Source organism: Streptomyces sp. NPDC025784 (assembly GCF_055558435.1).
The window spans coordinates 348,564-367,868 of record NZ_JBVHMN010000005.1; the positions used below are offsets into that span (position 1 = coordinate 348,564).

The 19,305-nt window shown below is 69.2% G+C and carries 20 protein-coding genes; 9 read left to right on the forward strand and 11 right to left on the reverse strand.

Annotated elements, in window-relative coordinates:
- Positions 1-131: 131 nt before the first annotated feature.
- Together ACZ4IF_RS15050 and ACZ4IF_RS15055 are read left to right on the forward strand one after the other, a co-directional pair.
- Positions 132-866, forward strand: coding sequence for a hypothetical protein (locus tag ACZ4IF_RS15050; protein ID WP_467562910.1), 735 nt, complete (start codon positions 132-134; stop codon positions 864-866).
- Between the two features lie 99 nt (positions 867-965).
- Positions 966-1,898 carry a pyridoxamine 5'-phosphate oxidase family protein gene (locus ACZ4IF_RS15055; protein ID WP_467562912.1) on the forward strand — a complete coding sequence of 311 codons (933 nt, stop codon included), beginning with the start codon at positions 966-968 and terminating at the stop codon, positions 1,896-1,898.
- A gap of 129 nt (positions 1,899-2,027) precedes the next feature.
- Here the strand turns inward: ACZ4IF_RS15055 and ACZ4IF_RS15060 are convergent, their stop codons facing one another.
- On the reverse strand, positions 2,028-2,906 hold the full coding sequence (locus ACZ4IF_RS15060) for a universal stress protein (RefSeq protein WP_467562914.1): 879 nt from the start codon (positions 2,904-2,906) through the stop codon (positions 2,028-2,030).
- A 222-nt stretch (positions 2,907-3,128) separates the two neighbouring features.
- Between ACZ4IF_RS15060 and ACZ4IF_RS15065 the strand changes: the two genes are divergently transcribed.
- The 3 genes from ACZ4IF_RS15065 (at position 3,129) to ACZ4IF_RS15075 (ending at position 5,166) form a co-directional block, all read left to right on the forward strand.
- Complete coding sequence (locus ACZ4IF_RS15065; RefSeq protein WP_467562916.1) at positions 3,129-3,311, forward strand: hypothetical protein; 183 nt, start codon at positions 3,129-3,131, stop codon at positions 3,309-3,311.
- A gap of 63 nt (positions 3,312-3,374) precedes the next feature.
- Positions 3,375-4,376: an Acg family FMN-binding oxidoreductase gene (locus tag ACZ4IF_RS15070; protein WP_467562918.1), complete on the forward strand. Its 1,002-nt coding sequence runs from the start codon at positions 3,375-3,377 to the stop codon at positions 4,374-4,376.
- Between the two features lie 208 nt (positions 4,377-4,584).
- A complete protein-coding gene (locus ACZ4IF_RS15075) occupies positions 4,585-5,166 on the forward strand; it encodes an Rv1733c family protein (RefSeq protein WP_467562920.1) in 582 nt (193 codons plus the stop codon).
- 488 nt (positions 5,167-5,654) lie between these two features.
- Here ACZ4IF_RS15075 and ACZ4IF_RS15080 read toward each other — a convergent pair whose 3' ends face one another.
- From ACZ4IF_RS15080 to ACZ4IF_RS15100, 5 genes are all read right to left on the reverse strand, one after another.
- Positions 5,655-6,266: a TOPRIM nucleotidyl transferase/hydrolase domain-containing protein gene (locus ACZ4IF_RS15080; protein WP_467562922.1), complete on the reverse strand. Its 612-nt coding sequence runs from the start codon at positions 6,264-6,266 to the stop codon at positions 5,655-5,657.
- Positions 6,267-6,356: 90 nt separating this feature from the next.
- Positions 6,357-6,692 (reverse strand): hypothetical protein, encoded by a 336-nt coding sequence (locus ACZ4IF_RS15085; RefSeq protein ID WP_467562924.1) that lies wholly within the window; start codon positions 6,690-6,692, stop codon positions 6,357-6,359.
- Between the two features lie 133 nt (positions 6,693-6,825).
- A complete protein-coding gene (locus tag ACZ4IF_RS15090) occupies positions 6,826-7,602 on the reverse strand; it encodes an ABC transporter permease (protein WP_467562925.1) in 777 nt (258 codons plus the stop codon).
- Positions 7,599-8,591: an ATP-binding cassette domain-containing protein gene (locus ACZ4IF_RS15095; RefSeq protein ID WP_467562927.1), complete on the reverse strand. Its 993-nt coding sequence runs from the start codon at positions 8,589-8,591 to the stop codon at positions 7,599-7,601. Before ACZ4IF_RS15095 ends, ACZ4IF_RS15090 begins: the two co-directional genes overlap by 4 nt.
- Positions 8,592-8,689: 98 nt before the next feature.
- Complete coding sequence (locus tag ACZ4IF_RS15100) at positions 8,690-9,355, reverse strand: DUF4097 family beta strand repeat-containing protein (RefSeq protein ID WP_467562929.1); 666 nt, start codon at positions 9,353-9,355, stop codon at positions 8,690-8,692.
- A gap of 248 nt (positions 9,356-9,603) precedes the next feature.
- Between ACZ4IF_RS15100 and ACZ4IF_RS15105 the strand changes: the two genes are divergently transcribed.
- Both ACZ4IF_RS15105 and ACZ4IF_RS15110 read left to right on the forward strand, forming a co-directional pair.
- Positions 9,604-10,341: a GbsR/MarR family transcriptional regulator gene (locus ACZ4IF_RS15105; protein ID WP_467562931.1), complete on the forward strand. Its 738-nt coding sequence runs from the start codon at positions 9,604-9,606 to the stop codon at positions 10,339-10,341.
- Positions 10,342-10,562: 221 nt separating this feature from the next.
- Positions 10,563-11,675: an ABC transporter substrate-binding protein gene (locus ACZ4IF_RS15110; RefSeq protein ID WP_467562933.1), complete on the forward strand. Its 1,113-nt coding sequence runs from the start codon at positions 10,563-10,565 to the stop codon at positions 11,673-11,675.
- Positions 11,676-11,773: 98 nt separating this feature from the next.
- Here the strand turns inward: ACZ4IF_RS15110 and ACZ4IF_RS15115 are convergent, their stop codons facing one another.
- Both ACZ4IF_RS15115 and ACZ4IF_RS15120 read right to left on the reverse strand, forming a co-directional pair.
- Positions 11,774-12,583, reverse strand: coding sequence for a bestrophin-like domain (locus ACZ4IF_RS15115; protein WP_467562935.1), 810 nt, complete (start codon positions 12,581-12,583; stop codon positions 11,774-11,776).
- 334 nt (positions 12,584-12,917) lie between these two features.
- Positions 12,918-13,703 (reverse strand): hypothetical protein, encoded by a 786-nt coding sequence (locus tag ACZ4IF_RS15120; protein ID WP_467562937.1) that lies wholly within the window; start codon positions 13,701-13,703, stop codon positions 12,918-12,920.
- 559 nt (positions 13,704-14,262) lie between these two features.
- Here ACZ4IF_RS15120 and ACZ4IF_RS15125 point away from each other — a divergent pair.
- A complete protein-coding gene (locus ACZ4IF_RS15125) occupies positions 14,263-15,102 on the forward strand; it encodes an SCO2400 family protein (RefSeq protein ID WP_467562939.1) in 840 nt (279 codons plus the stop codon).
- A gap of 166 nt (positions 15,103-15,268) precedes the next feature.
- Here ACZ4IF_RS15125 and ACZ4IF_RS15130 read toward each other — a convergent pair whose 3' ends face one another.
- From ACZ4IF_RS15130 to ACZ4IF_RS15140, 3 genes are all read right to left on the reverse strand, one after another.
- Complete coding sequence (locus ACZ4IF_RS15130; protein ID WP_467562941.1) at positions 15,269-16,288, reverse strand: hypothetical protein; 1,020 nt, start codon at positions 16,286-16,288, stop codon at positions 15,269-15,271.
- Between the two features lie 164 nt (positions 16,289-16,452).
- Positions 16,453-18,063: a sodium/solute symporter gene (locus tag ACZ4IF_RS15135; protein ID WP_467562943.1), complete on the reverse strand. Its 1,611-nt coding sequence runs from the start codon at positions 18,061-18,063 to the stop codon at positions 16,453-16,455.
- A complete protein-coding gene (locus ACZ4IF_RS15140) occupies positions 18,060-18,518 on the reverse strand; it encodes a DUF485 domain-containing protein (protein WP_467562945.1) in 459 nt (152 codons plus the stop codon). Before ACZ4IF_RS15140 ends, ACZ4IF_RS15135 begins: the two co-directional genes overlap by 4 nt.
- A gap of 364 nt (positions 18,519-18,882) precedes the next feature.
- Here ACZ4IF_RS15140 and ACZ4IF_RS15145 point away from each other — a divergent pair, with 364 nt between their 5' ends.
- Complete coding sequence (locus ACZ4IF_RS15145; protein ID WP_467562947.1) at positions 18,883-19,122, forward strand: hypothetical protein; 240 nt, start codon at positions 18,883-18,885, stop codon at positions 19,120-19,122.
- Positions 19,123-19,305: the final 183 nt, after the last annotated feature.

Consider the following 19,305-nt stretch of genomic DNA (forward strand, 5'->3'; position numbering starts at 1 on the left):
CCGATCGGTGCACCGGCGGGTCCGGACGGCCCCTGGTCGGATCATCCCGGCCGGCGACACGCTGGAGGGGACAGGCCCGCGTCCGCCGGGTCAGGCGGACGCAGCCGGAACGGGCAGGAAGGGTGAGGATCATGCTCACTACGCGCAGGCGGGCCGCTGCCGCACTGGCGGCCCTGGCGCTGACCGGCACACTGGCCGCCGGATCTGCGGCAGGCCAGAGCAACACCGACAGCACGCCCCAGAGCCCGGTCTCCGTCCAGCCCCGGCCCTCGGACAGCAATTGCCCGGGACCGGGCGCTTCGGACGACGACAGCGACACGTGGGGTCCGGGCATGATGGGCAGCGACTGCTGGTGGGGGCCCGGCATGATGGGCGGGCCGTACTGGGTCCGTGGTGACGGCACGCCGGTGAAGAGTCTGGACCAGGCTCGCCGTCACGCCGACGCCTTCGCGGACCGGCTCGGCCTGCGCGTCGGCGAGGTCATGCAGTTCTCGAGGAACTTCTACGCCGAACTGGAGACCCCGACCGGAAAGCACGCCACCGAGATCCTCGTCGATCCGGCCGACGGCGACACCGGGATCGAGTACGGGCCGGCGATGATGTGGAACACCGACTACGGCATGCACCCGCGCGGCCAGACACAGAACCGGATCTCTCCCGACCGGGCCCAGGACCTCGCACAGCGGTGGCTGCGGAACCAGGGCGGCCACCTGACCACCGGCGAACCGGAGGCATTCCCCGGCTACTACACCCTGCACACCCTGCGATCGGGGAAGATCGACGGCATGCTGTCGGTCAACGCCTCCACCGGCGCCGTGTGGGATCACACCTGGCACGGCACCTACATCGCCACCAGCGAGCACTGACAGGCGCAGGATCACCACAGCGTCCAGCCCAGGCCATGCGGAGGCACGCCGTGCGTGGCACGTTGGATACAGCACCGTTCTGAGGAAAGGACGGCGATCATGCGAGCTCACCTCGGCGATCAACTCGTGGTCGAAAGCCCGGGCACTGGCACGAACAGGCGCGACGGCGAGATCGTCGGACTCCACCACGAGGACGGAACCCCTCCCTACGACGTGCACTGGTCGGACACGGACGAGGTGACGCTCGTTTTCCCCGGGCCCGACGCGCACATTCGTCACCTCGACCACGGGTCGGAAGGAAGCGCGGACCGACCTTCCCCGTCGAGTACGGACGAGGCACGTCAGCAGGCGGGGAGCGCACCCGGCATGCCCGGGCCCGAAGCGGCATCCCACGCGGGTGACATCGGACGTCGCATCGCCGCCGAACGCCGCCGCCAGGGGCTGACCCAGACAGAGGCAGCCCGCCGGGCCAGCATGGCGCCGCAGTACCTGGCATACCTCGAAGAGCGATCGGCCGCCCCGAGCCTGGCGGCTCTCCTCCGCCTCGCCGCGGCGCTCGGTACGTCCGTCGACGCCCTGCGCGGCGGCGGTGTCGACCTGCCACCCGGCCGGGGTCAGGCGCTCCTCACCCCTCAGCTGCAGGACCTCAGCCCGGACGAGTGCCGCGCCCGGCTCTCCACGCACGGCCTGGGACGCGTCGCGGTGTCGACACCGGACGGGCCAGGGGTATTTCCGGTGAACTACGACGTGGTCGACGACACCATCGCCTTCCGGACCGCGCCCGACTCGGCACCCGCAGCGGCCGTGGGAACGGATGTCGCCTTCGAAGTCGATCATGTGGACGAGACGATGAGCGTGGGCTGGAGCGTGCTCGCCGTCGGACCCGCCCGGGTGGTCACCGAGCCCGACGAGATACGGCGGCTGGTCGACCACGCCCACAGCACTCCGTGGGCGGGAGGCGACCGCGACATGTGGGTGTCGATCAGGCCGACACGCCTCACGGGTCGCCGGATCAGCCCGTCCGCGCAGTGAAGAGAGCGGCACTGCCGCCCCTCACCGCCGGTCACCGCGGGCATTCCGCGGGCGGATCCTTGGCGGAGTCCGTCCAGGCTGGACCGCGGGTCCCGGCCGTCACCCGGCGCCGGGCGTCTCCTGGGAAGGTCAGCCATCCTCGCCGTGAGGCCCACGACACGGAACCATCGCAACCGGGCACTGAGCATGGTGCAGCACCGCATGGGCCACGTGTCCCAGTGGCGCACCGATCGCGTGAGCCGGCCGACGGGCACCGACCACGAGCAGATCCGCGCGTCCGGACGCGTCGACCAGCGCACCAGCCGTGGACGACGCTCGCACTGCGTCGACTGTCACCGTCAGGGCGGGGAATCCGTCCCGCAGGAACCCCAGAAGGCGGGAGGTGGCACTCACCTGTTCCTCGGGGACCTCCGTGCGGTCGTCGATCATCGGCACCATGCTCCCTGCGTACTGATAGAAGCGATAACAGCTCAACACACGGAGTGACGACTTGCGGCGGTCGGCGGTCTCCGCCGCGAAGCGCAGCGCGTCGAGGTCGCGCTCGTCCCGTGCGGCGGCCAGGACAACTCCTGTCCGGACAGGCTCGGGAGCGCCACGGACCACGATGAGCGGACCCGTCACGCGCGCCGCGAGCCGAAGTCCGACCGAGCCGAGCAAGAGTGCCGAGAACCCGCCGAGCCCGCGCGAACCCACGACGATGATCCCGCCGGCTCCTGCCGCGCCCAGCAAAGCCCGTACGGCGGAGTCCCGGCTGAGGGTGGAGGTGACACACAGCTGGGGCACCTGTGCGGCCACCTGCGCGACCGCTTCGTCCAGGACGTCCTGCCCCGCGTCGAGCAACAGCTGGTCCGCAGGGTCGGGCCGCTTCCCGCCGTCGAGGGCGGTCGCGTGCACGATGTGCAGGGACACGCTCCTGGCGGCGGCTTCGGCGGCGGCCAGCCGGACAGCTTCCACAGCCTTCTCGGATCCGTCCACACCCACGACAACCGTCTCGTGCACGTCAACCATGATCCCTCCTGGACACCAGCCACACCAGGCACATCCATCCTGGCAGCGCTGCGGGACGACGGGGAGATCCCGACCGGATCATGCTCATGGCCCGAAGGTCCTGAAGGAGCGAGCCAGGGTGCGACCTCGGGAAGCATGCGCTTCCTCGTACCCCGGGCCGCCCGCTCCCGCGCCGCTGGGGAGGACGGGACCAATGGCCCACCCCGTTGCTCCCCTCGACCCATGACGGAGGGGGACGGAGAGCCGATCGTGAAGGTGAGGCTCCGAACCGACGAGTTCGGGGACCGCGACCGGTGGCCGCGGGAAGTGGATGACGTCCTGTTCCGCACTTCGGTCGTCGACACCCCGCTCCACGCACTCGCCCCCGACCGCTTCGGCTGCCCGCGCCGGGACCCCGTGGAATAGTGGAAGAGACGCGAGTCGCCCTTCCACGAACGGCCTGTCGGCCCTAGAAGGGAGGAAGATCCGGTGTCAGTTCAAGCACTTGACCTGCAGACTGTCACGGCTCTGGTCGAGGACGCCACAGCCGCTCCTTCCATGCACAACGCGCAGCCGTGGAAATTCCGCTTCCACCGCGACGACCGCGCCTTCCAGGTGCGCTCCGATCTGGAGCGGGCCATGCCTCGGGCCGACCCGTCCCACCGCGCTCTCCACCTGGGCTGTGCGGCAGCCCTGTTCAACCTGCGCGTCGCCGCCGCCCACGCGGGATGGGGAGCGGCCACCGAATTGCTGCCCGACCCAGCCGACCCGCAACTGCTCGCGGTGATGCGGCTGACCGACCCCACGTCCCCCGGGCACGATGTGGAGAAGGACCTCGCCCTGCTCCATCCGGCGATCCATCGCCGCCACACCAGTCGTCACCCGTTCTCGGACGAGGAGATACCCCAGCCGATCAAGGACGCCTTGAGCGCCGCCGCCCTGCTGGAGGGAGCACGGCTGATGTTCCCCGAGGCATGGCATGTGCAGACGCTCCTGGATCTGGTCAACGATGCGGAAGGGCGCGATGCCGCGGACACCGCAGCCTCCGAGGAACGGAAACGCTGGGTCCGCGTCGGCGCCGAGTCAGCGGAAACCGCAGGTGACGGCGTACCGGACTACGCCTTTGGCCCTCGCAAACGGCGTGGCAAGGCGCCCGTACGGGACTTCGCCGCTGGATTGTCCGTTCCCGGCCGCGAGACCGCCACATTCGAGAACGCTCCCCAGGTAGCCGTGCTCGGCACCACCGACGACGGCCCCAGGGACTGGGTGGTGGCGGGCCAGGCCATGGAGCGCGTCCTGCTGCAGGCCACCCTCGACGGGCTGGCCACCTCGCTCACCTCCCAGGCCCTCGAGTGGCCCGAACTCCGCTGGACCGCACGCTCCCCGGAGTCGGCCATGGGCTTCGTACAGATCGTCTTCCGGCTCGGCTACGGCTCCTCGGGACCGAGGACGCCGCGGCGGCCGGTGAACGAGGTCCTCGAGATCCAGTGAGGCTCTTCATGCTCGGACCCTGCGCCTTCGGCCTCCCTCGTGGCCGGAGCCACCTGCCCGGGGCTCCTTGGGGTGAACGCCCCTTGTTCACCGAAGAGTTGGCTCCGTGCAGCCCAGCGGCGACAGCTGGTCGGCCCATGCAGCGACACCCGTCCACGCTGTCACCTTCGTAGGTGTCCCCGGAACGACAAGGAGGAGGTGCGGTCCGATGCCCCGTGGCAAGCAGGTGAGGAATCGGTTGTGGCGGTGGCGCAGCAACCCACTGCGCCGACGCGACGACATCGTCGAAGCCTGGATCGTGCTCGCCGTGTGGACGGTCTTCACCGTGGGAGGCGCCATCGCCGGACTGGTGACCGCTCATGCCGCCGATGAGGCGTTCGCGCGCCAGCGGGCCGAGCGGCATTCCGTCGAAGCCGTCGTTCTGCATGACGTCCCGCGCGCCGGCACCGCGGTCGGTGGGGCCACCGACCTCCGGACGGCGTCCGTGCGCTGGTCGGCGTCCGACGGCTCGTCCCGCACCGGGCGGACCCCCGTGCACGCCGGTCTGAAGGCCGGATCCCATGTCACGGTCTGGCAGAACGGCCAAGGGCGCCTCACCCCCGCACCGACGAGCTCCGCGGAAGCAGCCATCGAATCGGTCTTCCTGGGCACCGCGGCCGCGACCGCTCTCGCCGGGCTCGTGTTCGGTGCCGGAGCCGTCGCCCGGTGGCGGCTCGACCAGCGTCGCGTCGACGCCTGGGGCAGAGAATGGGACCTGGTCGGACCACGTTGGGGCCACAAGACCGGCTGAACGCCGGATGTCCTGAGCTCCGGGCCCGAGCGGCCTGGAGCTTTCCTGCTTGTCAATGCCCTTGCACCCGAGGGCCGTTCGGCGACCACGGAGCCCTGCGTCCCTGTGCAGGCAGCCACCACCTCACATCTGGGGCGATGCGAGTCCGGGGGAGTCCTCGCGCAGGGGCCACCGGGCCCGATGCGAGCCGGCCGGCCCCCGCACGCTGCGGCGCGTCGGACCGAGCGGTCGACTCACCGCCGTCCGGGCTCAGCGGAGCCAGGCGTGGTCGCGGACGAACGGCAGCTTGGCCCAGAACCTTCCCAGGCCCAGGGTGTCGCCCGAAGGCCTGCGCTCGCGGGACCGAACGGCCCTGCCCTGTGGGGTTCGTTGGGTGCCTGCGACCCTCGTTGCGCGTCGGGAGCGACACGTTGATGTCCAACGTCTTCATGTCGCCCTCACGATCGCGGGGCACCCGGTCCTGACCGACCGTCAGATATCGGGCGCCCTCACAAGCCGGCGAGAAGGCCGTCCAACGGGGCGGGCACCTGGTCGGGGGTGAGGGCTTGGACCAGGAGGCGGCCGTAACGAATCTTGCGCCCCTTCTTCGTACCCATGAAGCGCCGCAACTGCTGGTGCCGGGGTCGGCCGTGCTGGGCGGGCTGCTGGAGGAATGTCTGCCAGGCACGCAGCTCGTCCTCGGCCTGGATGATCTGCTCGATACGCGCCGAGCCCAACGCCCGGATGAGCTCGTCCTCCAGATCCGCCGTGCAGACGAAGACACCCGAGTGTGGCGCCGAGTTGAGGGCTCGGTCGAAGAAGGGCCTCTCCCGTTCGTCGCACAGACCTATCAGGCGCAGGCCCAGACCGGACGGCCCCAGGATCTGTGCGTAGCGGCCGACGCTCATCGCCCCACCCATCGCCACCACGCACACCCCCTCGGCCGCCAGGTCACGGCTCCGGCCCGCGGCCAGCGCTTCTACGGCCGCGAGGTCGCTCAGCCCCTCCAGCAACACCGCCGTATGCACCCCGACGAGCTCGGCCAGCTCTCTCGCCGGCTCACCGGAGCCACCGCCCGCCCAGCTTGCGACCTCGTACCGGAACATGCCCATGTCGACCATGCCCGGCAGTCTGCTCCGTCCACCGACCGCGGCGCACGCGAGATTCGCCCGAGCAGCCGCGCGGACTCGGGCACCGCAGGCGCTGAGCGGTCATCCGGAAAGCCCCGGCTCGTCGAGCTTGGTCAGCTGTGCCTTGATGATGGCATCCGGTACACGTGCCGGGTCCGGCTCCCGCGGCCCCCGGGGCCGGTTGAACGTGGAGAACATGGCGACCGTCGTGCCCTGCCGAACAGCCACCACCGCGAAGGGCACCCGGACGGGCTCCTCGTCCTCGCTGTCCGCGGCGAGCTGGGTGAGCCGCAGGGACACCGATTCATCGCCATAGCCGGCACCTGGCTCGACTTCCGTGTCGCTGTAGCGGAAGTCCACCTGGATGTCCTTGAAGGTCTTGCACCGCTCGGCGGCCGCTCGGAACGCGTCGATCACCCTGTCGGCATCCCTGGAGCTGTGTACGCAAACGGCGGCGTACTCCGGCGCGGTGCCGGTGTACGCCGCCGTCGGCGCGGGACGCCGGTTGGGATGGGACGGAGTGCGGGGGTCGCCCGCGTTGCCATGGCGGCTACTTCGGGTCGCGGTCGAACTGTGCCTTGGACCAGCGATACCCGAGGACGGTCAGGACGAGGCACCAGCCGACGGCGATCCATCCGTTGTTGCCGATCCCGGTACCGAGAAGGAGTCCGCGCAGGGTCTCGATGGCGGGGGTGAAGGGCTGGTACTCGGCGATCGGCTGGAACCAGCCCGGCATCGAGTCGAGCGGGACGAAGGCGCTGGAGATCAGCGGCAGCAGGATCAGCGGCATGGCGTTGTTGCTGGCCGCTTCGGCGTTGGGGCTGGACAGGCCCATGCCGACCGCGATCCAGGTGAACGCGAGGGCGACCAGGGCGAGCAGTCCGAACGCCGCCAGCCACTCCAGGACAGTGGCGTCGGTGGAGCGAAAGCCCATCGCGACACCGACGGCGCCGACCAGGACCACACTGATGATCGCTTGCAGCACGCTGCCGGCGACGTGGCCGAACAGCACGGAACTGCGGTGGATGGCCATGGTGCGGAAGCGGGCGATGATCCCCTCGTTCATGTCGGTCGAGACCGAGACGGCGGTGCCGATGGTGGTGGAGCCGATGGTCATCAACAGGATGCCGGGGACGAGGTAGGCGATGTAGGCGGTCCGGCCCTGCCCACCGCTCATGGTGTTGCCGAAGATGTAGACGAACAGCAGCAACAGCATGACCGGGGTGAGCAGCAGGTTCAAAGTGAGCGACGGGTAACGGCGGGCGTGCAGCAGGTTGCGGCGCAGCATCGTGGCCGAGTCACGCACGGCGAGGGACACAGAGCTCATCGGACAGCCTCCTTGGACTGGGCGGACTGGGCGGACTGGGCGGACTGGGCAGGGATGTTCGTGTCGCCGGTGAGGGCGAAGAACACGTCGTCGAGGTCGGGGGTGTGCACGGTCAGCTCGTCCGCCTCGATGCCGGCCGCGTCCAGGCGGTCGAGGAGGGAGCGCAGTGCCCGCTGGCTGCCGTCGCTGGGGATCTGCAGCGCAAGAGCGTCGTCGTCGCGGGCAGCGGCGTCACCCAGCGCGGTGGCGGCGTTCCGATAGGCGGCCGGGTCGGTGAAGCGGAGTTTCACGTGCCCGCCGGGCACGATCCGCTTCAGTTCCTCGGCACTGCCCTCGGCGGCGATCCTTCCGTTGCTCAACACCGCGATCCGGTCGGCGAGTTCGTCGGCCTCCTCCAGATACTGGGTGGTGAGGAAGACCGTCACGCCGCCGGTGACCAGTTCGCGGATGATCTGCCACATGTTGTGCCGGGAGCGCGGGTCCAGGCCGGTGGTCGGCTCGTCGAGGAAGATGATCCGCGGACTTCCCACGAGGGTCATGGCGATGTCCAGGCGCCGCTTCATCCCGCCGGAATAGGTCGAGGCGGGCTTCGTCGCGGCCTCCACCAGGTCGAAGCGCTCCAGCAGTTCGGCAGTGACCCGCCGTCCTTCCTCCTTGGACAGGTGGTGCAGATCCGCCATGAGGAGCATGTTCTCCTCCCCCGTGATCAGCCCGTCGACCGCGGAGAACTGCCCGGTGACACCGATCGCCGCGCGGACGGCCTGCGCCTCGGCGGCCAAGTCGTGCCCACCGACTCGCAGTTCGCCGGAGCCGGGGTCGGGGGTGATGAGAGTGGAGAGGATCTTGACGGCAGTGGTCTTGCCGGCGCCGTTCGGTCCGAGCAGAGCGAACACGGAACCGGCCGGGACGGCCAGGTCGATGCCGTCCAGAACGGTCCTGTCGCCATAGGACTTGCGCAGCCCGTTCGCCGCGATGGCCAAGCTGGTCATGAGCAGTGTTCCTTCGAAGAGGGGGATACGAGCGGCTGTAAGCCGCGGTCCGTGATGCCGTGGCAGGGCACGGACCGCGAGGGGCGGCCTCCCGCCCTTCAGAGACTGCGGGCGGTGATGTCGCCGTGGGTGGTGGTCGCCTTGATGGTCAGGGCCGGGGTGCCGTCGTTCTTCAGCGTGTTGTCGACCCTGCCGTAGCCGGTCCCGGCGTCGAGGGCGGCAAAGACACCGCGGACGGCGCCCACGGTGATGTCGCCCTTCTGCGTGCGAAGGGTGAGCGTGCCGCGCACGGCTTCGGTGACGGTCACGTCGCCCTTCTGGGTGCTGATCTCCGCGGAGCCGTTGAGGCGGCCGACCGTGATGTCGGCGTCCAGGCCGACCAGTTCGGCGCTGTCGGCCTCGTCCAGCTTGACCGTGCCGCTCGCACCGTCGAAGGACACGTGGCCGAGGTGCCCCACGCCCCGGAGTCCGGCGGCGGCCGTCTTGGCCTCCACGCGGGAACCGGTCGGCAGTTGGACGGTCACCTCGACGGAACCGGAGGTGCCGAGGATCCGGTTGTCGGCCTCCGGGGCCTCGATGCGCAGGACACCGTCGTCGTAGGTGATCCGGACCTGTTCGGCGGCCTTCACGTCACGGCTCTTTGCGGCGTTCGCGGGCAGGACCTCCACGGTGGTGTCGGCACGGTCGGCCGCGATCAGCTGGATGCGTCCGGCGGGGATGGTGACGACGGCCTGGACGGGGGCGGGAGAGGCGAACTTCTGCATGACGCAGCTCCTTTGTCTGCCGGCGCGGACCCTTGCGGCCCGCTGTTTCCGACAACGGAAAAGCTACGTTGCATTCACGACTCCGACAACCATGATGTTGCGTCAACTCCCCATAACAGCAGGTCGAAGCGTGAATTTCATTGCAATGGTCTCGGACCTAACGCAACACTTCGACAGTAGGTCCGTTGCAATGGATTGAGGGTGAACGCTATGGTGGGCGCAGACGCAGCGAATGAAGGAGAGTGCGCATGCCGGGAGGCAGACTCACCCAGCCCGAACGCCAGCAGATCGCGCTGGGGCTGGCCGACGGCCTCGCCTACGCCGAGATCGCCCGCCGCCTCGAGCGGCCGACCTCGACCATCACCCGGGAGGTCATGCGCAACGGCGGCCCCAACGCCTACCGCGCCGACATCGCCCACCGCGCCACCGAACACCGCGCCCACCGCCGCAAACAGGCCACCCCCCGCAGCCCGAAGACGCCTCAACAGCCCTACGGGCGCGACGCCGAGGCGGTACGCGAGTACCAGGAGGTGTTCACCACCGTCATAATGGCCTCCGGTGCTCCCACCATGATGGCCCGCGTGATGGCCTGCCTCACCCTCACCGACTCCGGCAGCCTCACCGCCGCCGAACTCGCCGGGCACCTCCAGGTGAGCCCCGCCTCCATCTCCAAAGCCATCACATTCCTCGAGAGCCAAGGCCTGGTACGCCGCGAGGCGGGCGAGGGGCGCCGCGAACGCTACGTCGTCGACGACGACGTCTGGTACCAGTCCATGATCGCCAGCGCCCACTCCACGGCCCGACTCGCGGAAACCTCACGCCAGGGTGTCCCCGTCCTCGGCACCGGCACCCCCGCCGCCACTCGCCTCGAGAACATCGCCCGCTTCCTCGACTTCGTTTCCGAAAGCATCACCCGGGCCGCCGAACAAGCCCGCGACATCCTCCATTCCAAACCCCCGACCACCAACCCCGACAGCACCACCTGAACGCAGGCGGGGTCCTGGGCAGCGACAAAGAGAGGCAGAGGCCCGGCAGTTCAGCGAACTCATCATCGGTTGCCCGAAGGCAGTGGCGGCGGATGCAATGTCCGGCGTGATCACCCAGGTGTGCCCGCGACGGCGAGACGAGCTGAACGCGTACAACCGGGCTCTGCCACCCTGTGCCCCGGGCACACCCCAACCGCATCGTCACACGGGAGACGCCCCGCATGAATACGCCGCCCTCGCCGCTCGGAGCAGAGCAGCCCGACGGATCATCCGTCCGGATCGGCGCTCTTGTCCCGCTGACCCGGCCCGGCTGGGTCGAAGCCGGCCGTCACCTGCTCGCCGGACTCGAACTGGCCGTCGGCGACGTCAATGACACCGGCGGGATCGCCGGGAGACCGCTCGAACTCGTGGTTCGAGACACCGCGGCCGATCCTCGGAAGGCCGCCGCGGCCGTCGACGAACTGGCCCGCCTGGGCGTGGCCGCAGTGGCGGGCGAGTACCACAGCGTCGTCGCCCGAGCCGCTGCCGCCGGAGCCGACGCCCTCGGCCTTCCGTTCCTGTGCTCGTCAGCCGTTCTCGACGCGCTCACCGATCAGCCCACGCCATGGGTCGCACGCCTCGCCCCGGCGCAGTCCCGCGGCTGGCAGGTCTACGGGGACTTCCTCCTCGGCGCGGGCCACGGCCACATCGCCGTAGCAGCCGATCCCAGCATCTACTGGGCATCCGGAGCCCGCATCCTGCGAGACCACCTCGCTCCGCACGGCGGCACCGTCACCGAGTGCGACATGCGCGTTCTCACCCCCACCGCCCTGTGCGAAGCGCTGGTCGACCATCGCGCGACAGCTCTCCTTCTCCTGGTCGGCCACCCGGAACCGGCCGTGCCGATCGTCGAGGCCGTCCGCCGCGACCAGCGCCTCACCGACATCATGATCGGTGCTCCCGCCGGGCAACCCGAGTTCGCCGAGTGGGCGACGCTGCTGGGCGATCACGGCACCGCTGTCCCGTTCCTGCGTTACCTGCCGGAGCGACTCAGCCCACTCGGCACACAAGTGGAGGCGGCCCTGCGCACGCGACTGGCAGGAGCACCCTCTTTCGTCGCCTTCGAGGGATACGACACCATCACCGTCCTCGCCGATGTCCTGCGCTCCCAGGGCACGGACCGGGCGCGCATTGCCGAATCCTGGCCGCACGTGAACGTCGAAGGAACCCGCGGGCAGATCCAGTTGACCCGCACGCCGGGCATCAGCGTCCGGCAATGGGCCCGGCCGCCCGTCCAGGTCGTCGACCGGGATCCGGCACGACCCGATCGCTTCCGGATCCTCCACAACGGCTGAGCGGCAGGACGGACCTCGCCACGACCGCCGACACCATCAGGGCCCTCCGGCCTCACCGACCGCCGGTGAGGCCGCGGCGGTACCGTCGCACCCGCCGCCTACCGCCCGCCGCCGAAGAAGCCGGACCTCAGGTCCGCGATGACGGCGTCCAATGGATGCCCACTGGCGATGAACGCCCCACTCCACGGCGCGCTGAGAGCGAAGAGCAACGCGAGGCTCAGCCCGACCACGCTCGCCACACCCACGATGAGCATCGACGTCCGCAGACTGCTGCGGAAAACCAGCGCGCCGGAGTTCACGATCAAGGCAAGTCCGCTGACCACCAGCGTGACCACGTAGAGTGCGGGAACGTCGCGCGAAGCAGCGGCGACGCGGGCACGTCGGCTGCTCGTGACGCCGTCCAGGGAAACCACCAGCTCCGTGCCTGCCGTGGTACCCACTTCGGGTCGCGCCGCCTCGGCGCGTACGGTCCGCTCCAGTTCTGCGATCGCGCGAGCGGTGGTCGCGTCGTCACCGGACGCCGCGGCCGCACCTTTCCACTCCCTGGCACGCGAGGTCTTCAGGTAGTCCGCCAGGGCCGCGTGGATCGGCTCCGACTGGACCCGCGGACTTGTCGCCGCCCAGGCCAGCCGGGAGGACGCGGCCGCCTCGTCGCTCACCAGCCCCTCTGCTGTACGCAAATAGGCGGCCTCGCTGGCCAGCGAGAGCGCCGCAAAGATCGCGAAGGCGGCACCGAGGGTCGGCATCAAAGGCATGACGATCGGCGGCACCCGATCCCGTTCCTCCACCGGTACCAGCGCCCGCACACCGATTCGCGCCCCGGCCGCGACCAGCAGGGCGAGGAAGAGCCCGCACACGACCAGCACCACCGCCGGCAGCGACGTCAACCAGTTCACCACATCACCCACAGCGCGCATTCCACGAGCAGCCCACGACAGCCGCGGCGACATGTCGGCCCCCGCGCCCCGGAGCACTCCGCCGGTCACTTCTGAACGAACGCTCCATGATCAGGCCGAACTCCTGCGGTGGTCGCGACGCCGGGCACGACATCCCGCCCCATTGACCGAACAGCCCAATTCCGCGCAGTGGACGGCGCCGCACCGTCGTCGACTCCCAGCTGCACACCAGGGCTCGGACACCACGAGAAAGGGGGGTGAAGGCCTTCAAAGGCCTTCACCCCCTCGCCGGGAGTCTTACGATCCGGTCGTCACCAATCTGTCCGGACAGTCAGCGGGAGTTGGGTCACTCGCCTCCACCGCCATCGCCGCCCGAGTCGCCGCCGGAGTCGCCGCCGCCGTCGTCGCTGCCACCCATGTCGCCGCCGCCGTCGTCACTGCCACCCATGTCGCCGCCGCCGTCATCACTGGAACCCGAGTCGGCAGTCTCGTCCGCACCTACGTCGGTGCCCGCATCGGTACCCGTGTCAGCACTCTCATCCGTGCCGGTGTCGGTCCCAGTGTCCGTGCCCGTGTCGGTCCCGGCGTCCGTGCCCGTGTCGGTCCCAGTGTCCGTGCCCGTGTCGGTCCCGGTGTCCGTGCCCGTGTCGGTCCCAGTGTCCGTGCCGTTCGGGTTGTCCTTGCCGTTCGGGTCAGTTTCCGTGCCGTTCGGGTTGTCCTTGCCGTTCGGATCCGTTTCCTTGTTCTCGTCCTTCCCTCGGGGGTCCTTGTTCTCGTCCTTCCCCTGGGAGTCCTTGTCCTTCCAGTGGTCCTTCCAGTGGTCCTTGTGGTGGCTCCCGTGGTGGTCCTTCCAGTGGTCCTTGTGGTGGCCCCCGTGGTGCTCCCAGTAGTCCTTGTGGTGGCCGCCCTTCCAGTGGCCCTTGCACTTGTAGTTCTTGTGGTGCTTGTAGCACTTGTGGTTCTTGTCCTTGTGCCCGCCGACGAGAGCCGCCACCGATGCCTCGGACGCCGGGGCCGCCATCGCGGACGTGGCCGGAAGAAGCACGCCTCCAGCGATCACTACGGACGACGCCACCACCGTGGCGAGGCTCAGCCGACGCTTGGGACGGATGTTGCCGTGCTTTCGGGTCATGCGATTCATGGCACTTTCCTTCTGATAATCGAAAGATGTATTTACCGACTTTGGTGCCTCGTTTTCTTTCCGGTGTTTCCGGTGAGGCCCGCACTTCCAGTAGGCGGGATTCGTCCGGCTGGGTCACGCTCCGGGAACTCGGGGCTTGACCCAGCCGAAAACAACACCTATAGGCAGCGGAGACGCCGCCTCCACGAGACCGGTCCGCCGTGCGGAAACGGCCTCTCGGGCACCGTCCGACCCCAGCGACGGCGCACGGTTCAACACCCTGTGCCGACCTGGTCACGCTGCGGATCCACGGGTCGGTCACCAGATGCAGCCGAGGATCCAAGGCCTCCGGGCGAGCACGGGGCGTTGCCGTAGGTGCATCTGCGCGGATACGTCCCTCTGTCCCCTCCTGACGCAAGGAACCCACGCAGGAGCATCACACAGGCTGCACACAGCCTTTCGAAAGCCCCGTTAGCGTGACTGGTCGCTCGATCCCCTGTGCACGTATGACCAGGCCGTGACCCACGCGGGCCGCCGGCGCAGTCGACCCAGGAAGACCGGAAAACCACATATGGATTACTGCTCCTCGTGCCGTCGGCACCTCAACGGTGCCCTGGTGTGTCCCGGGTGCGGCGCCTATGCCCCGGACATCGCCCCGCGCACCGCCGACGGCCGCATCCGACTGGCCCCGGCGAGGACGGGGGTCGGACCGGCTCCGACGGCCCACCGGGCCGACACGGGCACCGGCAGGGGCGTCGACACCTGGTACGACAGTCCCTCGGACGACGTGGTCCCGTACGCCCCGGCCGCCGAGACCGAGAGCATGCCGCCCCGGCAGCAGGGGCGGGCTGCACGCCGTCGACAGTTGGCTCGCTGGAAGAAGAACAAGCGCCGGGCGGCGGTCGCGAGCGCCGTCGCACTTTTCGGAGGCGGCCTGACTATCGCCGCGATGGACCGGCACTCCACCGACCGGACACAGGCGGCCACGGCGCCGGACGACCGGACCATGGGCACCGCGCACGAGCAGCCACCCGAGCAGGACCGTCCGGCATCCACACCGGCCCCCGCTCAGGACGCACGCCACTCGTCTCCCACCCATTCCCTGCCGCAGCGGGCGACGACCAACGCCCCACGGCAGCAGTCCCTGTCGGCCACGCCCCGAGCGACGCTGCCGATCGTCCGGTCGGACTCCACCGCGCCGTCCCGTCCGGCTGCGGCGTCGACACCGCAGCCGCAGAGCACCGCTCCGGTGGCCGACACCACCGCACCGAGCCAATCCGGCACGACGACGGATCAGTCGTCGCAGCCCACGACCGCCCACGGCACGGACTCGTCCGGCTCGCAGAGCAGCCCTGCCCTGATATCGACATCGCCGGACAAGATTTGCGTGCTCGTGGTGTGTCTCGGCTGATGCTTCCGAGCCGGACGGGTGTTGTGCGGGCGCGAAGAGGTGGCGTCACGGCGACCGCCGTCGGCGTGGCCGGAGTCCCCCCGTCGGCCGCCGCAGGGCCGAAGAACCGGCATGGTGTCTCCTCCCCCGGCGCACGGTCACGTTGCGGCGCTGATGGGGGCCCGTGCTAGTCGAGTGTCCGGTAGTGGTCGGCGAGCGCGTAGAACGCTTCCTTCGGTTCCCAGGGCATGTCGGGGTAGGCGCGCGTCTCCCGCGGGTAGTCGCTCTTCTCGTCGAGGATCTTGACGATGCCGTAGGAGGCGAGGTCGGGGTCCGGGCCGTTCACTCGGTGGGGCGTGCCGTAGCCGGCGAAGGTGAACCAGAAGACCGAGTCGACTCCCTCGTCCTCGAAGACGGGCATGAGGTCGTCGAGACAGCGGACCTGTTCGCCCTCGTCACGCAGGAATTCCGGCTTGGGGGTGACGCCGTCCGGCTGCATGGCCACGTACCAGCCCGCGCCGCCGTGATCGCCCGCTCCGCCGAAGGTGCAACAGCCGACTTCCGTGATGGCGACCGGCTTGCCATGGGTGAACCCCTTGCGCAGGTCTTCGCGGTAGGTGGCGCTGTTGCGCAGGCTTCGGAAGGCGTCCAGGCCGACGATGTCGAACGGGCCCCAGTCCACGCCGTCCAGGGGGCAGGAGGCGTAGCTGACGGGGCCGGCGAAGAGAGGACGGACGGTACGGACGACCTCGCCGAGGAAGGCGTTGACCTTGCCGGGAATGTGCTTCAGGGCAGCTTCGCGGTCAGGGCCGGCCAGGACCGGAATGCGGTCGTTGAAGGTGTCGCCGGGCAGGTATCCGCGGGCGAACAGGCTGAGTTCGCAGCCGGTGACGAGGACGACGCCGGCGCCTTCGCGGCGCAGGCGTTCGCCTCGTTCGGCGCAGTCGGCGAAGAAGGGCAGCATCTCCTCGTCGGTCATCTCGCAGGGAAAGGGTGAGAACCAGACCTCGAGCCCGGCGGCTGCCGCGTGGCGCGCGGCGGTTTCGATCCGGTCCGGGTCCCCACCGGTGATGCGGATCGTGGTGCAGTGCAGGTCCTCGGCGATGACCCGCATGTCACGCTCGACGATGTCGGCGTCGAAGACAGGTCGCGAAGTGTCGCCGTTGGGAAAGGTGCCGGTGTCGTAGTGGATTCCCTTGCCTCGCATGCGGTGTGCCTCCGGAGGGAAGACGGTCGGTCGCTCTGCAACGCGATCGTCAGGTCTCCAGCGACGTGAGAGTCAAGGCCGGTTGACGCTCGGGGGCGGGAAACCGCTCACCGGTCTCCGTGCCCCGGCTCCACCGTTCTTCGGGCTGCACCACCCGTCGCGCCTCAGGGTCCCTTCCGCACGGCACCCGCCAAAATCCAGCCTTCGACAGCTTCGTACTGTCGCCTTTGCTCTTCGGCCTCGCGCCGGCCGGAGACGACAGTCCCCAGCCATCCGTAGGCGAAGCCCAGCGGGATGGACGCGATCCCTGTCGTGGTGAAGGGGAACCAGTTGAAGTCGGCTTCGGGGAAGGAAGCGAAGGGGGAGCCGGAGACCAGATTGGTGCCGGCCATGAGGACGATGGTGGTGACCGTGCCTCCGATGAGGGTGGCCATGAGACCCAGGCGTGTGTATCGGCGCCAGAACAGGCTGTAGACCAGGGCCGGTGCCAGTGCGGACGCGCTGATGGAGGCGGCGAGCAGGGCCAGTGGCTGAAGGTTGTGGTGCTGGACGAGGGTGGCCAGCAGGATGGTGGGGATGCCCACGGCCACGGCGGACACCCGGGCGTACGTCATTTCCCGTTGCGGGGTCGTCGGCCTCCTCCGGCCCGCGAGTACGTCGTGTGCGAGGGAGTTGGCGCAGGCCAGGATCATCCCGGCGACCGAGGCGAGGAGGGTGAGGAAGAGCGCGGACGTGACCGTGGTGAAGAGGAAGGTCTCGACGTTCGACACGTCCGTCCCGAAGGCGGCCCGCGAGCCCAGGAGATACGCCGTCCTGCCCGTCGGGTCGGCGCCCGCGATCGCCGCACGGCCGACCAGCGCCGTCGCTCCGAAGCCGATGACCGTGATGATGAGCACGAAGACCGCCACGCAGGTCACCGCCCAGGACATCGACCTGCGCACCTGGTGAGCGCTGTTCGCGGTGTACATGCGCATGGTGACGTGCGGAAGGCAGGCTCCGCCGAGGACGACGGTGAGCTGCGAACTGATCATGTCGAGCCGAGGATATTTCCCGTCGGCGAACTCGAACCCCGAGTGCAGGAAGGCGTCTCCCACTCCGCTGCGCCGCGCCGCCACGGAGAACAGCGCGCCCAGGTCCCAGTCGAACCGTCGCAGCAACAGTAGGGCGACGACAGCGCCGGAGCCGAGCAGCATCACGATCTTCATGATCTGGATGAGAGCCGTGCCCTTCATGCCACCGATCGCCGCATAGCTGATCATCATCGCGCCGAGGCCGATGATGCAGCCCGTCTTCATCGAGTCGCCGGAGAACCCCAGAATGAACGCCAGCAGGTCGCCCGTGCCTGCGAGCTGGATCAGCATCATCGGCACCAGCGCCGTGATCGTCACCGCGCACGCGGCGATGCGCACCGCCCGTCCGGGCATCCGCCGCGCGAGCGCGTCGCCCATGGTGAACCGGCCCGCGTTGCGCAGCGGTTCGGCCAACAGGAACATCAACAACATCAGGGAGAGCGCGGTGCTCAACGCCAGCACGACACCGTCGTATCCGAACAGCGCGATGACACCGCCCGTGGACAGGACCGTCGCCGCGGAGATGTAGTCCCCGGCGATGGCGAGCCCGTTGCGCATCGGCGACAGCGACCCGTACCCCGTATAGAACTCGTCGAGATCGTCTCGGTCGGGTCCCGTCATCACACACAGCAACAGCGTGATCGTCGCGACGGTGGTGAACGCCACCAGCGACATGGCCTGCGCCGAACTGCTGAACCCGGTCATCGCACGGCCTCCCGTCCGGCTCCCGGTTCCGACTGATGGCGGATCCGGTCGGCGATCGGGTCGACACTCCGTCGCGCCGTGTACTCGTACAGGCCGATCGCCAGGCAGGTGACGGGTACTTGGATCAGCCCGAGCAGCAGCCCCGTGGTGAGTCCGCCCGAAACGGTGGCCGTCGTCAGCGACGGCGTGAACGCCGACAGGAACAGGAAGAGCGTGAAGTATCCGAGCGCCGTGAAGGTCGCCACGCGACGCTGCCAGCGGTACGCGCCCCGCAGGAGGCCGAGGTCGCTGTGCCGACCCCGTGCCTGGTCGCGCCGGACCTGGTGTCTCTCGAACTCCGGACGCGCTTGCGACTCGTGCCGGGGACAGGCGGCGTACGAGGGTGACGAAGCGAGTGACGGGTCGTACGGCGGCGGCCGATGACCTGGTTGGTACTCGGGGGACGAGAACGTCATCCCGTGCTCCTTGCGTGGCTCAGGGCCCGTGCGGACCGCAGGGAGTGGGGGGTGGCGACGTACGCTACTCATAGGTATGCGAAGCACGGAAGACTTTCGACAAACTGAATGGTCGGTATGCCATTCCGTGATGAAGAGGGATGGCGAGGGACCCTTCTCGCCCGCAAAGAGGCTGGTATGTCACCCGCACTCCCGGAACCGCCAGGCGACCGCCCGCCCGTTCACCATCGCAGCCGACGCCGACCGGCTGACACACGCCCGGCCGGCCTGCCCTTCAGAGTCATGAGATTCACGGCTATATTGAACGCGTTCAAATCTGATGACTCTGTGCGGGCAAGCGCCGCACATCGCAAGTAGGAGAAGCATGGGATGCCTGACGGCAGCGGTGCGCGCCCTGGGCATCGTGGTCCTGACGTGGTCGGTGCTCGTCGCCCTCGTGCTCCTGCCCGGGCTCCTGCCGGCCAGTTGGCAGTACTACATCTACTCGCCCGCGAGCGTCGGACTGTGGATGCTCTGCATGGTGGTGGCACCGTTCCTGGCCTGCTTTGCCCTGTGGGGTCGGATCCGCGACGGGCGGGCGAGCAGGCGGCGACGACGGCGCTGAACGCCGGTATCCCTCCGGCGCGGCGACAGGCACACTCGGCGGACGGGCAAGAGGCGCGTGATCCGCCCGCCCGACCCTTCCCTCGCGGCTGAAGGAAGGCGACAGCGGACCCTCGCGCGCCACCGGCCCGCGGCATGGGTTTTCATGGGATGAAGGCTCTCGACCACCGTCGCCGACCGATCC